The sequence below is a fragment of the Pseudomonas sp. IT-P74 genome, assembly GCF_949768175.1.
Taxonomy (GTDB): domain Bacteria; phylum Pseudomonadota; class Gammaproteobacteria; order Pseudomonadales; family Pseudomonadaceae; genus Aquipseudomonas.
On record NZ_CATKQD010000044.1, the window covers coordinates 265,167 to 279,376 of the forward strand.

Below are 14,210 nucleotides of genomic sequence, written 5' to 3' on the forward strand. Positions count from 1 at the left end.
GTGTGAACAAAACACTCGCCCACAAAAAAGCCCCGCTGTTGAGGGCGGGGCTTTTTACTAAAGCAAGTACAAGTTAGATAACTTGAACTTCTTCAGCTTGCATGCCTTTCTGACCGCGGGTAGCGATGAAAGAAACCTGTTGGCCTTCTTTCAGGCTTTTGAAGCCGTCGGACTGGATAGCTTTGAAGTGAACGAACAGGTCGTCACCGGATTGTGGAGTGATGAAGCCGAAGCCTTTTTCATCGTTGAACCACTTAACGGTACCGGTTTGGCGATTAGACATGGTGTAACTCCTTGAACAAAGATAACTGCGACTCAGGAAGAACCCTGGCCGAGACTGAGTGCAAAGAGCAGGAAAAATTCTTGTAGATGGTTGGATCGAAATTCAACATATCGTGTAGAGATTCTCAGTGACACAAGCAGCACAGTGGCGCCACCTTAACCCTTTTTCCGGGACGTGCCAATGCTTCTTGCACAGGTTTCTCTGTTTTAAGGATCGGCGGTGTGACGGTTCGTCGCCAGAGCAGGTAATTCCTGCCTGTTCGGCGAGATTTGCACCGCGGACTTTGAACCCGGCGGCGCGCCCGGTAAGATGCCGGACAGAATTTTTCGACCTCGCTATTCAGGACACCCGCCATGAGCATCAAATCGGACAAGTGGATTCGCCGCATGGCGCAGGAACACGGCATGATCGAGCCTTTCGTCGAGCGCCAGATGCGCGGCAGCGACGATAGCCGTGTGATCTCCTACGGCGTGTCGAGCTACGGCTACGATGTGCGTTGCACCAATCATTTCAAGGTGTTCACCAACATCAATTCGGCCATCGTCGACCCGAAGAACTTCGATGCCGGCAGCTTCGTCGACATCCACAGCGACGTGTGCATCATTCCGCCGAACTCCTTCGCCCTGGCCAGCACCGTCGAATACTTCCGCATTCCGCGTAACGTGTTGACCATTTGCCTGGGTAAAAGCACCTACGCGCGCTGCGGCATCATCGTCAACGTCACGCCGCTCGAGCCTGAGTGGGAAGGCCACGTGACCCTGGAGTTCTCCAACACCACCAATCTGCCGGCGAAAATCTACGCGAACGAAGGCGTGGCACAGATGCTGTTCCTTGAGTCTGACGAAGAGTGTGAAGTGTCCTATAAGGACCGTGGTGGCAAGTATCAGGGTCAGCGTGGCGTGACCCTGCCGCGCACCTGAGTCAACCGTCTGACAAATGTCGGGAATTCCTGAGCGGGCGTACACTCTATGGGGTGTACTGTTCCGATCCGCGCGAGGCGGGTCGGGCCATCGCTCAGGAGTGCCGAATGAAGATCGATCCGCGAATCAGTGCCGAACTGGCAAGGCTTGAACCCAATCAGGTTGGCGTTCTGGCCTGGTCCTTGTTGGCACACCCGCCCGTCAGCATGGCAGGGGGTATTCCCGGCCAGCCTGATCCTGATACCCCGAACGAACAGCCTAATGAACCGGGCGAGCCTACGCTGCCGGATGAGCCACCGCCTGCACCTGTGGCCTGATACCCCAGACACCCTGGATCCTCTGTAGGAGCGAGCCTGCTCGCGATGGCGTCGGTTCAGTCAGCAATGATGTCGACTGAAAAACCGCTATCGCGAGCAGGCTCGCTCCTACAGGGGGGGGCAGGTTGTTATTTCAGGTTGCCGCTCAGGAACTGCTTCAACCGCTCGCTTTTCGGATTGCCCAGCACGTCTTCCGGCGCGCCTTCTTCCTCCACCAGGCCCTGGTGCAGAAACAGCACCTGGCTCGACACTTTGCGGGCGAAGCTCATTTCGTGGGTCACCATGATCATGGTCCGGCCTTCTTCGGCCAGACCCTGGATCACCTTGAGCACTTCACCCACCAGTTCCGGGTCCAGCGCCGAGGTCGGTTCGTCGAACAGCATGACTTCCGGTTCCATGGCCAGTGCGCGGGCAATCGCTACCCGTTGTTGCTGACCGCCGGACAGGAAGGCCGGGTATTGGTCAGCCACGCGGGAAGCCAGCCCCACCTTGTCGAGGTAGCGCCGGGCGCGGTCCTCGGCTTCTTTCCTGTCGCAGCCCAGCACCCGGCGCGGGGCCATGGTGATGTTTTCCAGCACCGTCATGTGGCTCCACAGGTTGAAATGCTGGAACACCATGGCCAGGCGGGTGCGAATCCGCTGCAGCTCATCGGCGTCGGCCACGTGCATGCCGTGGCGATCCTTGATCATGCGGATGTTCTGCCCGTCGAGGCTCATGGCGCCGTCGTTGGGTTGTTCCAGGAAGTTGATACAGCGCAGAAAGGTACTTTTACCCGAGCCGCTGGCGCCGATCAGGCTGATGACGTCGCCGGTCCTGGCCTTGAGCGAAACACCTTTGAGGACTTCATGGTCGCCGTAGCTTTTATGCAGGCCTTCGATGGTCAGTTTGTACATGGGACGTGCATCCTCAAGGCGAAAGTAGATAGCCGCTGCGATAGGCTTCGGTGCCCGCGACATGGGCGATCACCATGCCGGCAGTGGCCATGCGGCGCAGCGAGCGGGCATACATCAGCCCGGCTGTGGCGCAATGAACGGGAGTGACCAGATCGTTGACCGGATCAATGATCTCGGCGATCAGTTGCCCGGCTTCCAGGTATTCACCCGGCAATGCGGTGAACACCAGCAGCCCGCCCACCGGCGTGGCCACCGGCTCAACACCGGCCAGCGGTGTCGCCGGGTAGGGCAGCTCGGGCAGGGGCGCGGGTTCGCCGGCGATCGCGCCAAAATGGATCAGGTAATCGATCAGCGCCTGGCAGTCGAGGCTGGCCAGCGGGTGATTGACGTCGCCCTGACCGCGCAGTTCGACGGTCACCGAAAAACTGCCCGGCGGAATGTCGAAGTGCTCGCCGAAGCGTTCCTTCAACTGCCACCAGAGCAGGGTGAAGCATTCGTCGAACGACTGGCCGCCGGAGTCGGTTGCCAGCAGGCTGGCTTCGGCGCCGATGTAGCGGGCCAGCGGCTCGACCTGCGGCCAGGCTTCAGGTGTGGTGTAGAGGTGGGCGACCGCTTCGAAATCGCAATGCAGGTCGAGCACCATGTCGGCGTCGCAGGCCAATCGTTGCAGGGTCAGGCGCTGGGATTGCAATTGGGTGGCGGCGGTCTGCCGGGCCAATGCATCGCGCAGGTTGCTGCGGATCAATTGCAGGTTGTGCTGTGGATCGCCACTGAGCTTGCCTTCGATCGCGTTGCCGACTTCTTCACTGAGGTCGACGAACCAGCGGTTGAAGTTCTGCCCGCTTTCCAGCTCGTAGCGGCCCAGCGGCACATCCATCAGTACCTGTTCCAGGCCTACCGGGTTGGCGACGGGCACCAGTACGATTTCGCAGCGCAAGCGACCGGCGGCTTCCAGCTCTGCCAGGCGCTGCTTGAGGTGCCAGGCCACCAGCATGCCGGGCATCTCGTCGGCGTGCAGGGAGGCCTGGATGTAGATCTTGCGGTTTGCCGGTTGTGGGCCGAAGTGAAAACTGTGGATCTGTCTCGCGGTCCCCGGCAGCGGGGCCAGCAGGTCATGTTTCTGGTGGCGCATCTGTTGTTTCCTGAAACTGGTTGAGACCTAGTGGGTCGGCCCGAGGAAGGCCAGCCATCGGCGTTCGGCAAGACGGAACAGGCCGACCAGCGCAAAAGTGACGGTCAGGTAGATCAGCGCGGCGATGCCGAACGACTGGAAGGTCAGGAAGGTCGCCGAGTTGGCGTCCCGCGCGACTTTCAGGATGTCCGGGATGGTCGCGGTGAAAGCCACGGTGGTCGAGTGCAGCATCAGAATCACTTCGTTGCTGTAGTAAGGCAGCGAACGGCGCAAGGCCGACGGCATGATCACGTAGGCATACAGTTTCCAGCCAGTCAGCCCGTAAGCCTTGGCCGCTTCGACTTCACCGTGGTTCATGCTGCGAATGGCCCCGGCGAAGATCTCCGTGGTGTAGGCGCAGGTGTTCAGGGCAAAGGCCAGGATCGTGCAGTTCATCGCATCGCGAAAGAATGCGTCCAGTACTGGCTGGGCCCGAATGGCGGCGAGGCTGTAGATCCCGGTGTAGCAGATCAGCAGCTGGATATACAGCGGCGTACCGCGGAACAGGTAGGTATAGAACTGCACCGGCCAACGGATGTAGAAGTGCGGCGATACACGGGCGATGGACAGCGGGATCGACACGATAAAACCGAAGAAGATCGAAGCGCTGAGCAGCCACATGGTCATGGCCAGGCCGGTGATGTTGTTGCCGTCGCTATAGAGGAAGGGTTTCCAGTATTCCTGCAGGAGTTCGATCATCGTACGGCCTCCCGGGTCCCGGCGGAGTAACGACGTTCAAGCCAGCGCAGGATGAAGTTGGATGCACTGGTGATCACCAGGTAGATCAGCGCGGCAAGCACCAGGAAATAAAACAGCTGATAGGTACTTTTACCTGCGTCCTGGGCAGCCTTGACCAGGTCGGCGAGGCCGATGATCGACACCAGGGCCGTGGCCTTGAGCATCACCATCCAGTTGTTGCCGATACCCGGCAGGGCATAACGCATCATCTGCGGGAACACCACGATCCAGAAACGCTGGCCGCGCTTGAGGCCATAGGCGGTGGCCGCTTCGACCTGACCCCGTGGCACCGCGAGAATCGCGCCACGGAAGGTTTCGGTGAAATAGGCACCGTAGATGAAGCCCAGGGTAATGACCCCGGCACTGAACGGGTTGATCTCGATGTATTCCCATTCCATGTAATCGGTAAGCGACGTCAGCCAGGTTTGCAGGCTGTAGAAGATCAGCAGCATCAGGACCAGATCCGGAACGCCGCGAATGAGTGTGGTGTAGAGCTGGGCAGGCACGCGCATCAGTTTGACTTTTGACAGCTTGGCACTGGCACCGAGCAGCCCGAGCAACACGGCTACCAACAGCGACAACGCCGACAACTTGATCGTCATCCAGGTGCCTTGCATCAGCAGCGGACCGAAGCCCTTGAGGCTGAAGGCAGAGAGCCCCAGATTTTCTAATAGGTTTTCGAACATAAATCAGCAACCTGATCGGATGAAAAAAGCGCCCATCGAGAGATGGGCGCCGGGCATTATTTGCCGCTGTACAGATTCAGATCGCCAAAGTGTTTCTTCTGAATGGTGGCGTAGGTGCCATCATCGTGTAACGCTTTGATACCTTTATCCAAAAGTGCTTTCAGCTCGGTGTTACCTTTCTTAATGCCGATGGCTGTTTTGGCTGGCAGCAAAGCGTTGTCGACCGGCTTGCTGACGTCGTAGTCGGCACCCTGTGGCGACTTCAGGAAGCCCAGTTCGGCTTGCAGCATGTCCTGAATACCTGCGTCGAGACGACCGGAGGTCAAGTCGGCATAGACTTGATCCTGGTTGGCGTAGGCCTGGGTTTTCACGCCGGCCTTGTCCAGAACGGCTTTGGCATAGGCTTCCTGAATGGTGCCTTGTTCGTAGCCGACGGTCTTGCCCTTGAGCGAGGCGACGTCTTCAGTCACGCCAGAACCTTTCTTGGACACGTAGGCGGTAGGGCCGGAGAACAGTTCGCTGGAGAAGTCGATGACTTTTTCGCGGGCTTCGGTAACGGTCATCGACGAGATCACACCGTCGAATTTATTGGCTTTCAGGCCCGGAATCATGCCGTCGAAATCGCTTTCGACCCATTTGCACTTGACCTTCAGCTCGGCGCAGATCGCGTTCCCCAGATCGATGTCGAAGCCTACCAGGCTGCCATCGGCCGCTTTCGATTCGAACGGTGCGTAGGAAGGGTCAACGCCGAAACGCAGTTCTTTGTACTCCTTCGCCATGGCGGAGCCAGCAGCCATGCACAACGCCAGTGCGGAAAGGGTCAGCAATGCTTTTTTCATTATTCAATCCCTAAAAACCAATATGAGCGCTCGTGGCGCAGAATTATTGTTACTGGAAAGCGTAAGACCTGTTGAAAGTAGCAATTTCCGAACCAGAGTGCCGAACAAGCGTTTAAAAGGTACTTGGAAATGGCCGGAGACAGATTTATGCACGAAAACGGGCGCAGGGAAATGGGTGCACCAAATCATCTCGCTACAAAAAACGGATTGACTGAGCGGGGTGCCAGTCTCTCCACCTCGTCGACACGACTTGTTCTTGCGTCAGGGCAACGGCGATGGCGGTCCGACATTCAACCTCTATGTTGAATGTCGGACCGCCATCGCGAGCAGGTAAAGGGCGGGTTACTTTCCTGGAGTCAGGGTCAACCGCGCCTTGCCATAGGCGTTATCGAAGTTCTGCGGCTGCATCGGCAGGCTCATGTACTGGCCCTTGAGCCACGGCTCGATGCTGTTGAGGTAGTTCGGGCTGGCCGGGTTGCCGGATTGGCCGGTGCCGTTCTGCGCCATCAGCGGTTCGGACTGGCCGAAGTCGACGATAAAGCGCATGGCTGGCGCCAGCGTGGTGTTGAAGTCCTGACCCCAGGCGAAGGCGGCTGTGTTGAGGGTGGTGTGATCGCCGCCGGCCGGCTGGGGGCCGCGCACGGTCTGGCCGCTGCTGTTTTTCCATTCATGGCGATGCAATTTGCCCCATTGCCAGGCGTTGTGATCACCGCCCAACTGGCTGTCGCCGGCGCTGATTGCGGCGGCGAGGCTGCGAGCGAGGATGGCCGGTTTGTCTTCTTTCTGTGCAGTGCGCACGTCATCCCAGAACGGGCTGTCCTCACGCCCGAGCAAGTGATCGGCCTGGGCCGCGTAGGACAACTTGCCTTCGGCGACAAAAGCTTTCCACGCCGGGCTGCTTTCAGGGCCCAGTTCATCGAGGAAGATCTGCCGCGTGCTTTCCTGCAGGAACAGTTCGTAGATGGCCGCATCGGTGGAGGCTGGGCCGAGCTTGCCATCGAACGCCATCAAGCGGCTATAGGCTTCGTGTGCCTTGGCGCGATCGGCCGCCGGCAAGGTCTCCATGGCGTGTTTGAGCGGCTGGGCCATGCCCGGCGCTTCAAACATTTTCTTCAGTTTGGCAGCGAAGGTAGTGGTCTGGTCGTATTGCATGGCGATCAGGCTGCGGCTGTCGTGCTTGCCTGCGCCGGCCAGTTCCGCCAGGCGCTCGCCGCGCTCCGGAGCCGCCCAGGAATTGGACAACTGCATGCCGTAGCCATGGGGAATGACCCGCTGGTTGGCGGTGCCGAGCCAGCCTTGGGCCGGGTCCTGGTCGTATGGGTGCAGCATCGGGTCGGCGTAACCGTCCCAATCGTAACGACCTTCCCAGCCCGGCGAGGGCAGCAGGCCTTCGCCTTCACGACGGTTCGGGTAACGACCGGTGACTTGCCAGCCGATGTGGCTGGCGTCGGCGAACACCAGGTTCAGCGCAATGGCGCGGATTTCGCGGCTGGCATCCGAGGCTTTCTCGACGCTCTGGGCGCGGGACAGGTCGAAGAACGCGTCCAGGGTTTTGTCGTCGGTGAAGTTCGGCGTCTGCAAGGCCAGGCCGAAACCATTGGCCAGCGTGGTGCCCTGGGCGCTGTTGAGCAGAGGGCCATGGCGGGTTTCGTACACGGCTTCGCGAATCGGCCGTTGGCCTTTGACGAAATAGGTTTCATTGCGCACGATCGCCGGCTGCCACTTCCCGGCGTTTTCGTAGGTAAGCCCGTTGCCCTGGCGCTTGATCTTCTCCAGGAACAGGTCCTGGTTGTCGCCCATCACGGACGTCATGCTCCACGCCACCTTGCCGTTGAAACCGCCAAGCACCATCGGCAGGCCTGCGATGGTCACGCCGGACGCCTGATATTTCGGCGCGCGAATCTGCACGTAACTGAACAACGAAGGCACGCCCAGCGGGCCGTGACTGTCACTGGCCAGCAGGCTCTTGCCGCTGCGGCTGCGTTGCGCAGCGATGGCCCAGTTGTTCGACGAGGTGGCGCCGAGCAGGTTGAGGTCCGACAGTTGCCCGGTGGCCTTGCTGAGTTCCGCCAGCCCCGGTACTTGCCCGTTAAGCTTGAGGCCTTGCAGTTTTTCGCTTTCGGCGACCGGCAGTTTTTCGTCGGGAGCCGACGGCGTCAGCCACGCCAGTTTGTCGGTGGTGACGGTCTGGGCCAGTACCAGCGAGGAAATTTCTTCCGGCAGGTTGGTCGACTGGCTGAAGTTCAGCAGGCAGAAAATCAGCGCCGAATCCTCCGGCTGCCAGTATTCAGGCTTGTAGCCGGTGGCTGCCAGATCTGCCGGCAGCTTGTCGCGGTAGCGGAACAGGTAGGCGTTGACCCCGCGCGCATAGACTTCGAAGAAACGCTTGAGGCGCGGCGAAGAAGCCTTGTACAACTCGCCGGCACTTTTCTTCAGGTTGACCGCCCGCATGTAACGGTCGGCATCCAGCAGGTCGGCACCGTGCATCTCGGCCAAACGGCCCTGGGCCAGCAGGCGCAGGGTGACCATCTGCGTGATGCGGTCGCTGGCATGCACGTAACCGAGGGTGAACAGCGCGTCGTGGAAGCTGTTGCTTTCGATCAGCGGCACGCCCATGGCATTGCGGCGCACCGAAACGCTCTGCGCCAGGCCCTTGAGTGGCTGTACGCCGGAGGTCGGCGGGAGGGTGTCCTGGGCGCTGAAGTTCTGACAACCGGTCAGGCTCAACACACCGGCCACTGCTGCGGCAACGCCGAACCGGGGTAGAAAATGAGTAAGGGCTGGCGAGGCCATGGCAAAGCTCCTGCGGGGGTAGAGGCGGCGGCGCGCAATAAAGGCGCTACGTTAGTGAGCGGGAGGTGGCCGCGCAAGCGGGGTACAAGGTTATTTCAGGATTTGTCTGATAAACCGAAAAGATCGCAGTCTTGCCAGTGGCAATGGGGGATGTTGAAGTGCGACACGCTCAACAATCCAGGAGAACAGTCGGCATGGAGCTCAAGGCAAACGCGGCACTGATCATCATTGATCAACAAAAAGGCATCCTGCATCCCAGGCTCGGCCGCAGGAATAATCCTCTGGCCGAAGAGCGCATGCTGGAATTGCTCGGCCATTGGCGGCGCACCGCCAGGCCGGTGATCCATGTGCAACACCTGTCCCGCTCGGAGGATTCGGTATTCTGGCCGCAGCAGTCGGGAGTGGAGTTTCAGGAACGGTTTCAGCCAATGGCCGGTGAACGCTTGATCCAGAAGCAGGTGCCCGATGCGTTTTGTTCAACGGGGCTGGAGGCGCAGTTGCGCGAGGCGGGGATCGGGCAGTTGATCATCGTGGGTGTCGCGACCCATAATTCGGTGGAATCCACGGCGCGTACAGCGGGCAACCTGGGGTTTGATACGTGGGTGGCCGAGGATGCGTGCTTTACCTTCGACAAGGCTGATTTTTTCGGCCATGCCCATAGCGCCGAAGAGGTGCATGGGATGTCGTTGGGGAATTTGCATGGTGAGTATGCGACGGTGGTCAGCGCTGCGTGTGTATTAAAGGCAGATTAAAAACCTGTAGGAGCGAGCCTGCTCGCGAAGGTGTGTCAGCGACACAGATGTCGACTGACAGTCCATCGCGAGCAGGCTCGCTCCTACAGGGGAATGCATCAAGCGCCGTGGCACTTCTTGAATTTCTTGCCGTTGCCGCACGGGCACGGATCGTTGCGGCCGACATCTTTCAGGGCGTTGCGCACCGGTTCCTGATGAGCGTGGCCGCAGTTCGGACCGTGGACATGGCCGTGGTCGTGATCATGGTGGTGATGGTCATGATCGTGGTTGCAGTCAGGGCCGTGGACGTGGGGTTGCTGGGTCATCGGTGTTGCTCCGGAATTAAATCGGCGGCGATTATCACGCCATTGCGCGCCAGGTGCACGTAGTGGGCGATGAATATACCGGTTTCCAGTTCACCTTCCAGACGATAGGGAATGGGCTGATCGGATTTTTTCAGCAGTTTGGCCATTTCACGGACCTTGGACCACAGGTTGGTGCGGATCGGCACCTTGAAGTAAGCGCTGTGCCTGGGGCTGATGGTGAACCAGTGTTCGTACTCGCCGTCGGCCAGCAGTATGTCACCCAGGTGAACGCGATACTCCAGGCTGCGCACGGTCAGGTCGCTGTCGTTGGGGTTGTCGATGCGAAAATGCAGGAGGAATTTCTGTTCCAGCAGTTTGGCGCTGACCACCTCGATCTTCACCAGATGGACCTCGGGATCCGGCAAGTCGTCGTCGAACCATGACGCACAGCCACCAAGTCCCAGTGTCAGGAACAACGTGAGCAGACAGAGTGCGCCGCGGCGGATGATCATCGTGGTGTTTCTCCCTTGAACACCAGTCTAGACCCAAAGGATCGCAGCCTTCGACAGCGCCTGCGTGGCGGGCCGTCTATGCATGTCCTAACTGCTGAAGTACCCCGCACAACACTTCTTGAACTTCTGCCCACTGGCGCACGGGCAGGCGTCATTGCGCCCGAGTTTGAGTTGTACGGTGGGGTCGATGAAGTACCAGCGCCCGGTGTTCTGTACGAACGATGAGCGCTCTCGATGGCTGTGCTCGCCACTGCTGTCGTGCCAGCGCGCGGTGAAGGTCACGAAAGCGTGTTCAGGCTGGCCGCCCAGCACTTCTGAGCTTTCCACCTCAAGGCCCAGCCATGTACTTTGCGCGCTCCAGTCGCTGATCGATTGACGGTCCAGACCGGCCTGCTGGGCGGGCAGGGTGGTGGCCACCAGATAGTCGACCAGCCCCAGCACGTAGGCGCTGTAGCGCGAGCGCATCAAGGCTTCGGCGCACGGTGCCGGGTGCCCGGCATGGTAGTGGCCGCAGCAGGCGTCGAGCAGGGTGCCGCTACCGCAAGGGCAAATGGATGTACTCATTGCATTACCACCAGTATTTCCCGAAGTTTTCCGGATTGGCCCAGAAGCGCGAATTGAGCCAGTCGGGGACTTGTTTGTATTCAAGCAGATCGTAGGTGAACAGGGTCAGGACCTGTTCGTCCCGTTGAAAGCGTTCGCTGGCTTGCAGTGCCAGGGAGAAAAAGTCCGTTTCCTGCCAGCCACAGGCCGGCAGATCCGCCAGCACTGCGATGCGGCTGGCGTTGAGGTTGCGGATGCCGCCCAGCAGGTTCAGGCCCTCGCGCTTGGGCAAATGCTCCAGGCAGTCGACCACCAGGGCCAGGTCGAAACGGCGGGCCGCCAACTCGTCGGGCAACGGCCCGGGGGACGCGAAAGCGACACTGCTGTCCGGGTGAGCGAATTTGAAAGCTTCCAGTGCCGGGAACTCGCTGGCGCCGATCAACAACAGGCGCGCGGGGGCATATCGGTCGAGTAACGCGGCCAGTGCCTGTTGTGGCGTGCGTGAAGAAATACCTGCAATCATCGAAGATCCTCAATCAGATCTGCCAAGACTAGCCTGCCCTAACGTTCGGGCCTAGAGCGCCTTGGTGACAAAAGCGCCAAGCTGCCGTTAATACGCGAATAAACAGCAGGGTTTATTGCTGGCGGAGTTTAAAACTCGGGTCTTTACTACCTGAATCGGTTCTAAGCCGATCCTTCAGGAGAAAACTAGATGAGCATAGTTCGGACAGCATTACCCTTGGTTCTGCTAACCAGTGTCTTGACTGGTTGCGCAGGTTTGCAGAAAACCGACTGGCCGACCTGTGCGGCAGTGGGGGGTGTCGTGGGTGCGGGCCTCGGTGCGACCGAAAGCTCGGCATGGGCAGGGTATGGTGCTCTGCTCGTCGGCGGTACGGCGGCGGCTTATTGCTGGGTGCACGGTGATGGCGACGAAGACGGCGATGGCGTGCCGGATAGTCGCGACAAGTGCCCAGGCACGCCAAAAGGCGTTCAGGTCGATGCCAACGGTTGCCCACCACCTGCGCCTGTGGTCGAAGAAGCGGTTGTGGTTCAGGAAGAAACCATCGTCATCCGCGATGTTCACTTCCAGTTTGACAAAGCCACGCTTACCTCGTCCGACAAACAGGTACTCGACAAAATTGCTACTCGCCTGAAAGCCGAAGCCCCTACCGCTCAACTGACCGTGACCGGCCATACCGACAGCGTGGGCAGTGATACCTACAACCAGAAACTGTCGGATAAACGCGCCCACTCGGTGGTTGAATACCTCATCGAGCAAGGCGTACCTCGCAGCAACTTCGTCTCGGTTGTCGGTGCCGGTGAAAGCCAGCCGGTTGCGGACAACAAAACCGCTGACGGTCGTGCACAGAACCGTCGTACCGAAATCAAAATCCAGCGTTAAGCTCCCCTCGCATCCGCGCCTTGTGCAGTCGCGGATGCGGGTCTTTACTCCTGTGTAACCGGTATTGGCCGGTACACAGGAGCTTTCAATATGATCGTTCTCACAAGGACCGTCTTGCCGGTTCTGCTACTTGGCAGCCTCTTGACCGGCTGCGCAACCCACAGCGATGGCACTGCCCCCCTCAATCAACGCACCTGGCCAATTTGCAGCCTCATCGGCGGCCTGGTCGGTGGTGGTCTGGGCGCAATCGAGAGTGGTGGTTGGGCCGCGGGTGGGGCGGCGCTGGGTATCTTGTCCGGCGGCTTGATATGCTATGCCCAGGATGGCGACGAAGACGGCGACGGCATTTTCGACCGGCGCGACCGTTGCGCTGATACTCCCGCCAATACCCCGGTCGACCATCGCGGTTGCCCGGTGCCGCAGTACCCGGATAGCGTCCAGGTCGAGCCTGCGCAATCCGAAGTCATTACTCTGAGCGATGTACTGTTTGTCTTCAATCAATCCGAGCTGACCCCGACGGCGAAGAGTCAACTGGACGCGTTGATGAGCAAGTTCGAGGATGCCGATGTGGTCAGCATCAAGGTGGTCGGTCATACCGATAGCGTCGGTTCGGATGCCTATAACCAGGCCTTGTCGGAGCGGCGTGCCAGCAGCGTGGCGGAATACCTGTTGAGCCAGGGTGTGGCGCCGAACAAAGTCACCAGCGAAGGCAGGGGCGAGAGCCAACCGATTGCCGACAACGAAACAGAAGAAGGCCGCGCGAAAAACCGTCGCGTGGAGCTGCATATAAACCGCTGAGCCAAGAGATAGAGCCGTCGGGCGACGTGTGTGATCGCTACGGCGGCCGTTTGGCGGCCTTCATGAAGATTTTTCCGTTGCCCTCTGGCTTATCCCGCGTGGAAGCCGTTACTGTGCGCGCAAACAATAATTCTCATCGGGGGCGCGTATGAAAGTCATATGGGGACTGGGGCGGTTACTGACCTTGCTGTTCTGGGCGGTAGCGCTGGTCAATCTGCTCATACCGTTTGTCTTTCCGCTGCACCCGTTGGTCAATCTGGCCGGCGGCCTGTTGGGGGGCATCCATCTTCTGGAAGCGTTGCTGTGCTATCGCAGCCTCCGGGGTCGTACCCATCCCTGGCTTGACCGCCTGAAGATCGTCATTTTCGGCGTATTCCACCTGCAAACCATTCCAGCCCCCACCGCTTCGAAGGCTTCCCATGCGTAAACTCTGTCTGCTCGCCGTACTCATAAGCCCATTGGCCAGCGCACAGGTGGTGAGTGTCGAAACCAACTCGCTGATGCGCTTGCCCAACACCGCCAGCACCCTGCAACTGGAACGCCTGGAAGTGGCCGATTACGGCACCTTGCTGATTCCTTCGAACGTCACGGAAGTCACCGTGGGTGAATTGCATCTGGGGCGCGAAGCGCGCATAGCCATCGTGCCGGGGGAACAGGCGCTGGCGCTGAAGGTCCGTCGCGCTGACTTGTCCGAAGGCAGCCAGATCACCTCCCGTGGCGCCCCCGGGACTTACCAGAAGGCCGCTCGATCCGGGCGCAACCTTGATTTGCAGATCAAGGCACTGAATGCAGCGCAGTTGATCGTTGATGCCCGCGGTGGTGCGGGCGCACCGGGGTTCGTTGGCCTTGATGGGGCCAACGGCCAGGAGCCGGGCTGCACCTGGGGTCAAGCGGGGCGCGGTGCCGATGGCAGTGATGGCAGCAATGGTCAGCCGGGAGCACCGGGGGCGCTGGTCAAACTGGCGGTGCCGCACGACTTCCCGGCAGACCGGATCAAGGTTCAGGTGGCCGGCGGTGCCGGTGGCCTGGCCGGCCCTGGCGGCAAACCGGGCGCGGGTGGCAAGGCCAAGGGCTGCCTGATTTACAAGACCGATGGCGGCAAGAGCGGTAAGCCAGGGGCTGACGGGCAGCCGGGGCCGGAAGGCGCGGCGGGTTCGGTGACGGTACAGCGGATGTAAGCAATCGCCGAAATGTGAGCTGTCTGTCAGACCGCTATCGCGAGCAAGCTCGCTCCCACAGGATCTGTACAGTCCCTGTGTGCGAGCTTGGTCCGTGCGGC

General features: G+C 59.9%; 18 protein-coding genes. 7 read left to right on the forward strand and 11 right to left on the reverse strand.

Translation table 11 applies throughout. The annotated features are described in order from the left end of the window. Nucleotides 1–73 precede the first annotated feature (73 nt). The gene (locus ACM6J5_RS19635) at nucleotides 74–283 is read right to left on the reverse strand and encodes a cold-shock protein (RefSeq protein ID WP_002554837.1); all 210 of its coding nucleotides are present in this window, start codon (nucleotides 281–283) and stop codon (nucleotides 74–76) included. 353 nt (nucleotides 284–636) lie between these two features. Between ACM6J5_RS19635 and dcd the strand changes: the two genes are divergently transcribed. Next, complete coding sequence (dcd, locus tag ACM6J5_RS19640) at nucleotides 637–1,203, forward strand: dCTP deaminase (RefSeq protein ID WP_007940589.1); 567 nt, start codon at nucleotides 637–639, stop codon at nucleotides 1,201–1,203. Nucleotides 1,204–1,310: 107 nt separating this feature from the next. Continuing rightward, a complete protein-coding gene (locus ACM6J5_RS19645) occupies nucleotides 1,311–1,520 on the forward strand; it encodes a hypothetical protein (protein WP_033047523.1) in 210 nt (69 codons plus the stop codon). A gap of 128 nt (nucleotides 1,521–1,648) precedes the next feature. Here ACM6J5_RS19645 and ACM6J5_RS19650 read toward each other — a convergent pair whose 3' ends face one another. The 6 genes from ACM6J5_RS19650 to ACM6J5_RS19675 all read right to left on the reverse strand — a co-directional run bounded on the left by ACM6J5_RS19650 (nucleotide 1,649) and on the right by ACM6J5_RS19675 (nucleotide 8,640). Further along, nucleotides 1,649–2,413 (reverse strand): ABC transporter ATP-binding protein, encoded by a 765-nt coding sequence (locus tag ACM6J5_RS19650; RefSeq protein WP_095943915.1) that lies wholly within the window; start codon nucleotides 2,411–2,413, stop codon nucleotides 1,649–1,651. 13 nt (nucleotides 2,414–2,426) lie between these two features. Next, nucleotides 2,427–3,545, reverse strand: coding sequence for a succinylglutamate desuccinylase/aspartoacylase family protein (locus ACM6J5_RS19655; protein WP_095943916.1), 1,119 nt, complete (start codon nucleotides 3,543–3,545; stop codon nucleotides 2,427–2,429). A 27-nt stretch (nucleotides 3,546–3,572) separates the two neighbouring features. After that, nucleotides 3,573–4,283: an ABC transporter permease gene (locus ACM6J5_RS19660; RefSeq protein ID WP_046029299.1), complete on the reverse strand. Its 711-nt coding sequence runs from the start codon at nucleotides 4,281–4,283 to the stop codon at nucleotides 3,573–3,575. Then, nucleotides 4,280–5,008: an ABC transporter permease gene (locus ACM6J5_RS19665; RefSeq protein ID WP_095943917.1), complete on the reverse strand. Its 729-nt coding sequence runs from the start codon at nucleotides 5,006–5,008 to the stop codon at nucleotides 4,280–4,282. Before ACM6J5_RS19665 ends, ACM6J5_RS19660 begins: the two co-directional genes overlap by 4 nt. A gap of 56 nt (nucleotides 5,009–5,064) precedes the next feature. After that, nucleotides 5,065–5,847, reverse strand: coding sequence for a transporter substrate-binding domain-containing protein (locus tag ACM6J5_RS19670; protein WP_056720873.1), 783 nt, complete (start codon nucleotides 5,845–5,847; stop codon nucleotides 5,065–5,067). A gap of 342 nt (nucleotides 5,848–6,189) precedes the next feature. Further along, nucleotides 6,190–8,640 (reverse strand): penicillin acylase family protein, encoded by a 2,451-nt coding sequence (locus tag ACM6J5_RS19675; protein WP_095943918.1) that lies wholly within the window; start codon nucleotides 8,638–8,640, stop codon nucleotides 6,190–6,192. Nucleotides 8,641–8,834: 194 nt separating this feature from the next. On the opposite strand from ACM6J5_RS19675, the gene ACM6J5_RS19680 reads away from it, so the two are divergent. Next, nucleotides 8,835–9,392 (forward strand): cysteine hydrolase family protein, encoded by a 558-nt coding sequence (locus ACM6J5_RS19680; protein ID WP_095943919.1) that lies wholly within the window; start codon nucleotides 8,835–8,837, stop codon nucleotides 9,390–9,392. Nucleotides 9,393–9,490: 98 nt separating this feature from the next. Here the strand turns inward: ACM6J5_RS19680 and ACM6J5_RS19685 are convergent, their stop codons facing one another. The 4 genes from ACM6J5_RS19685 to ACM6J5_RS19700 all read right to left on the reverse strand — a co-directional run bounded on the left by ACM6J5_RS19685 (nucleotide 9,491) and on the right by ACM6J5_RS19700 (nucleotide 11,254). Then, entirely contained in the window at nucleotides 9,491–9,697 is a 207-nt protein-coding gene (locus ACM6J5_RS19685; protein ID WP_007955014.1) for an SEC-C metal-binding domain-containing protein, read from the reverse strand. Further along, nucleotides 9,694–10,188 (reverse strand): LEA type 2 family protein, encoded by a 495-nt coding sequence (locus ACM6J5_RS19690; RefSeq protein WP_150673129.1) that lies wholly within the window; start codon nucleotides 10,186–10,188, stop codon nucleotides 9,694–9,696. The genes ACM6J5_RS19685 and ACM6J5_RS19690 overlap by 4 nt, the downstream gene beginning before the upstream one ends. Nucleotides 10,189–10,275: 87 nt before the next feature. Beyond that, a complete protein-coding gene (locus tag ACM6J5_RS19695) occupies nucleotides 10,276–10,752 on the reverse strand; it encodes a YchJ family protein (RefSeq protein ID WP_095943921.1) in 477 nt (158 codons plus the stop codon). A 4-nt stretch (nucleotides 10,753–10,756) separates the two neighbouring features. Further along, complete coding sequence (locus ACM6J5_RS19700) at nucleotides 10,757–11,254, reverse strand: DUF6231 family protein (RefSeq protein ID WP_414929184.1); 498 nt, start codon at nucleotides 11,252–11,254, stop codon at nucleotides 10,757–10,759. A gap of 189 nt (nucleotides 11,255–11,443) precedes the next feature. Here ACM6J5_RS19700 and ACM6J5_RS19705 point away from each other — a divergent pair, with 189 nt between their 5' ends. From ACM6J5_RS19705 to ACM6J5_RS19720, 4 genes are all read left to right on the forward strand, one after another. Next, nucleotides 11,444–12,133 (forward strand): OmpA family protein, encoded by a 690-nt coding sequence (locus tag ACM6J5_RS19705; protein WP_008052136.1) that lies wholly within the window; start codon nucleotides 11,444–11,446, stop codon nucleotides 12,131–12,133. 90 nt (nucleotides 12,134–12,223) lie between these two features. Next, nucleotides 12,224–12,931, forward strand: a complete 708-nt coding sequence (locus tag ACM6J5_RS19710; protein WP_095943923.1) for an OmpA family protein — start codon at nucleotides 12,224–12,226, stop codon at nucleotides 12,929–12,931. A gap of 148 nt (nucleotides 12,932–13,079) precedes the next feature. Then, nucleotides 13,080–13,358: a DUF1145 domain-containing protein gene (locus ACM6J5_RS19715; protein ID WP_414929185.1), complete on the forward strand. Its 279-nt coding sequence runs from the start codon at nucleotides 13,080–13,082 to the stop codon at nucleotides 13,356–13,358. Further along, nucleotides 13,351–14,109, forward strand: coding sequence for a collagen-like protein (locus tag ACM6J5_RS19720; RefSeq protein WP_414929186.1), 759 nt, complete (start codon nucleotides 13,351–13,353; stop codon nucleotides 14,107–14,109). Before ACM6J5_RS19715 ends, ACM6J5_RS19720 begins: the two co-directional genes overlap by 8 nt. Nucleotides 14,110–14,210: the final 101 nt, after the last annotated feature.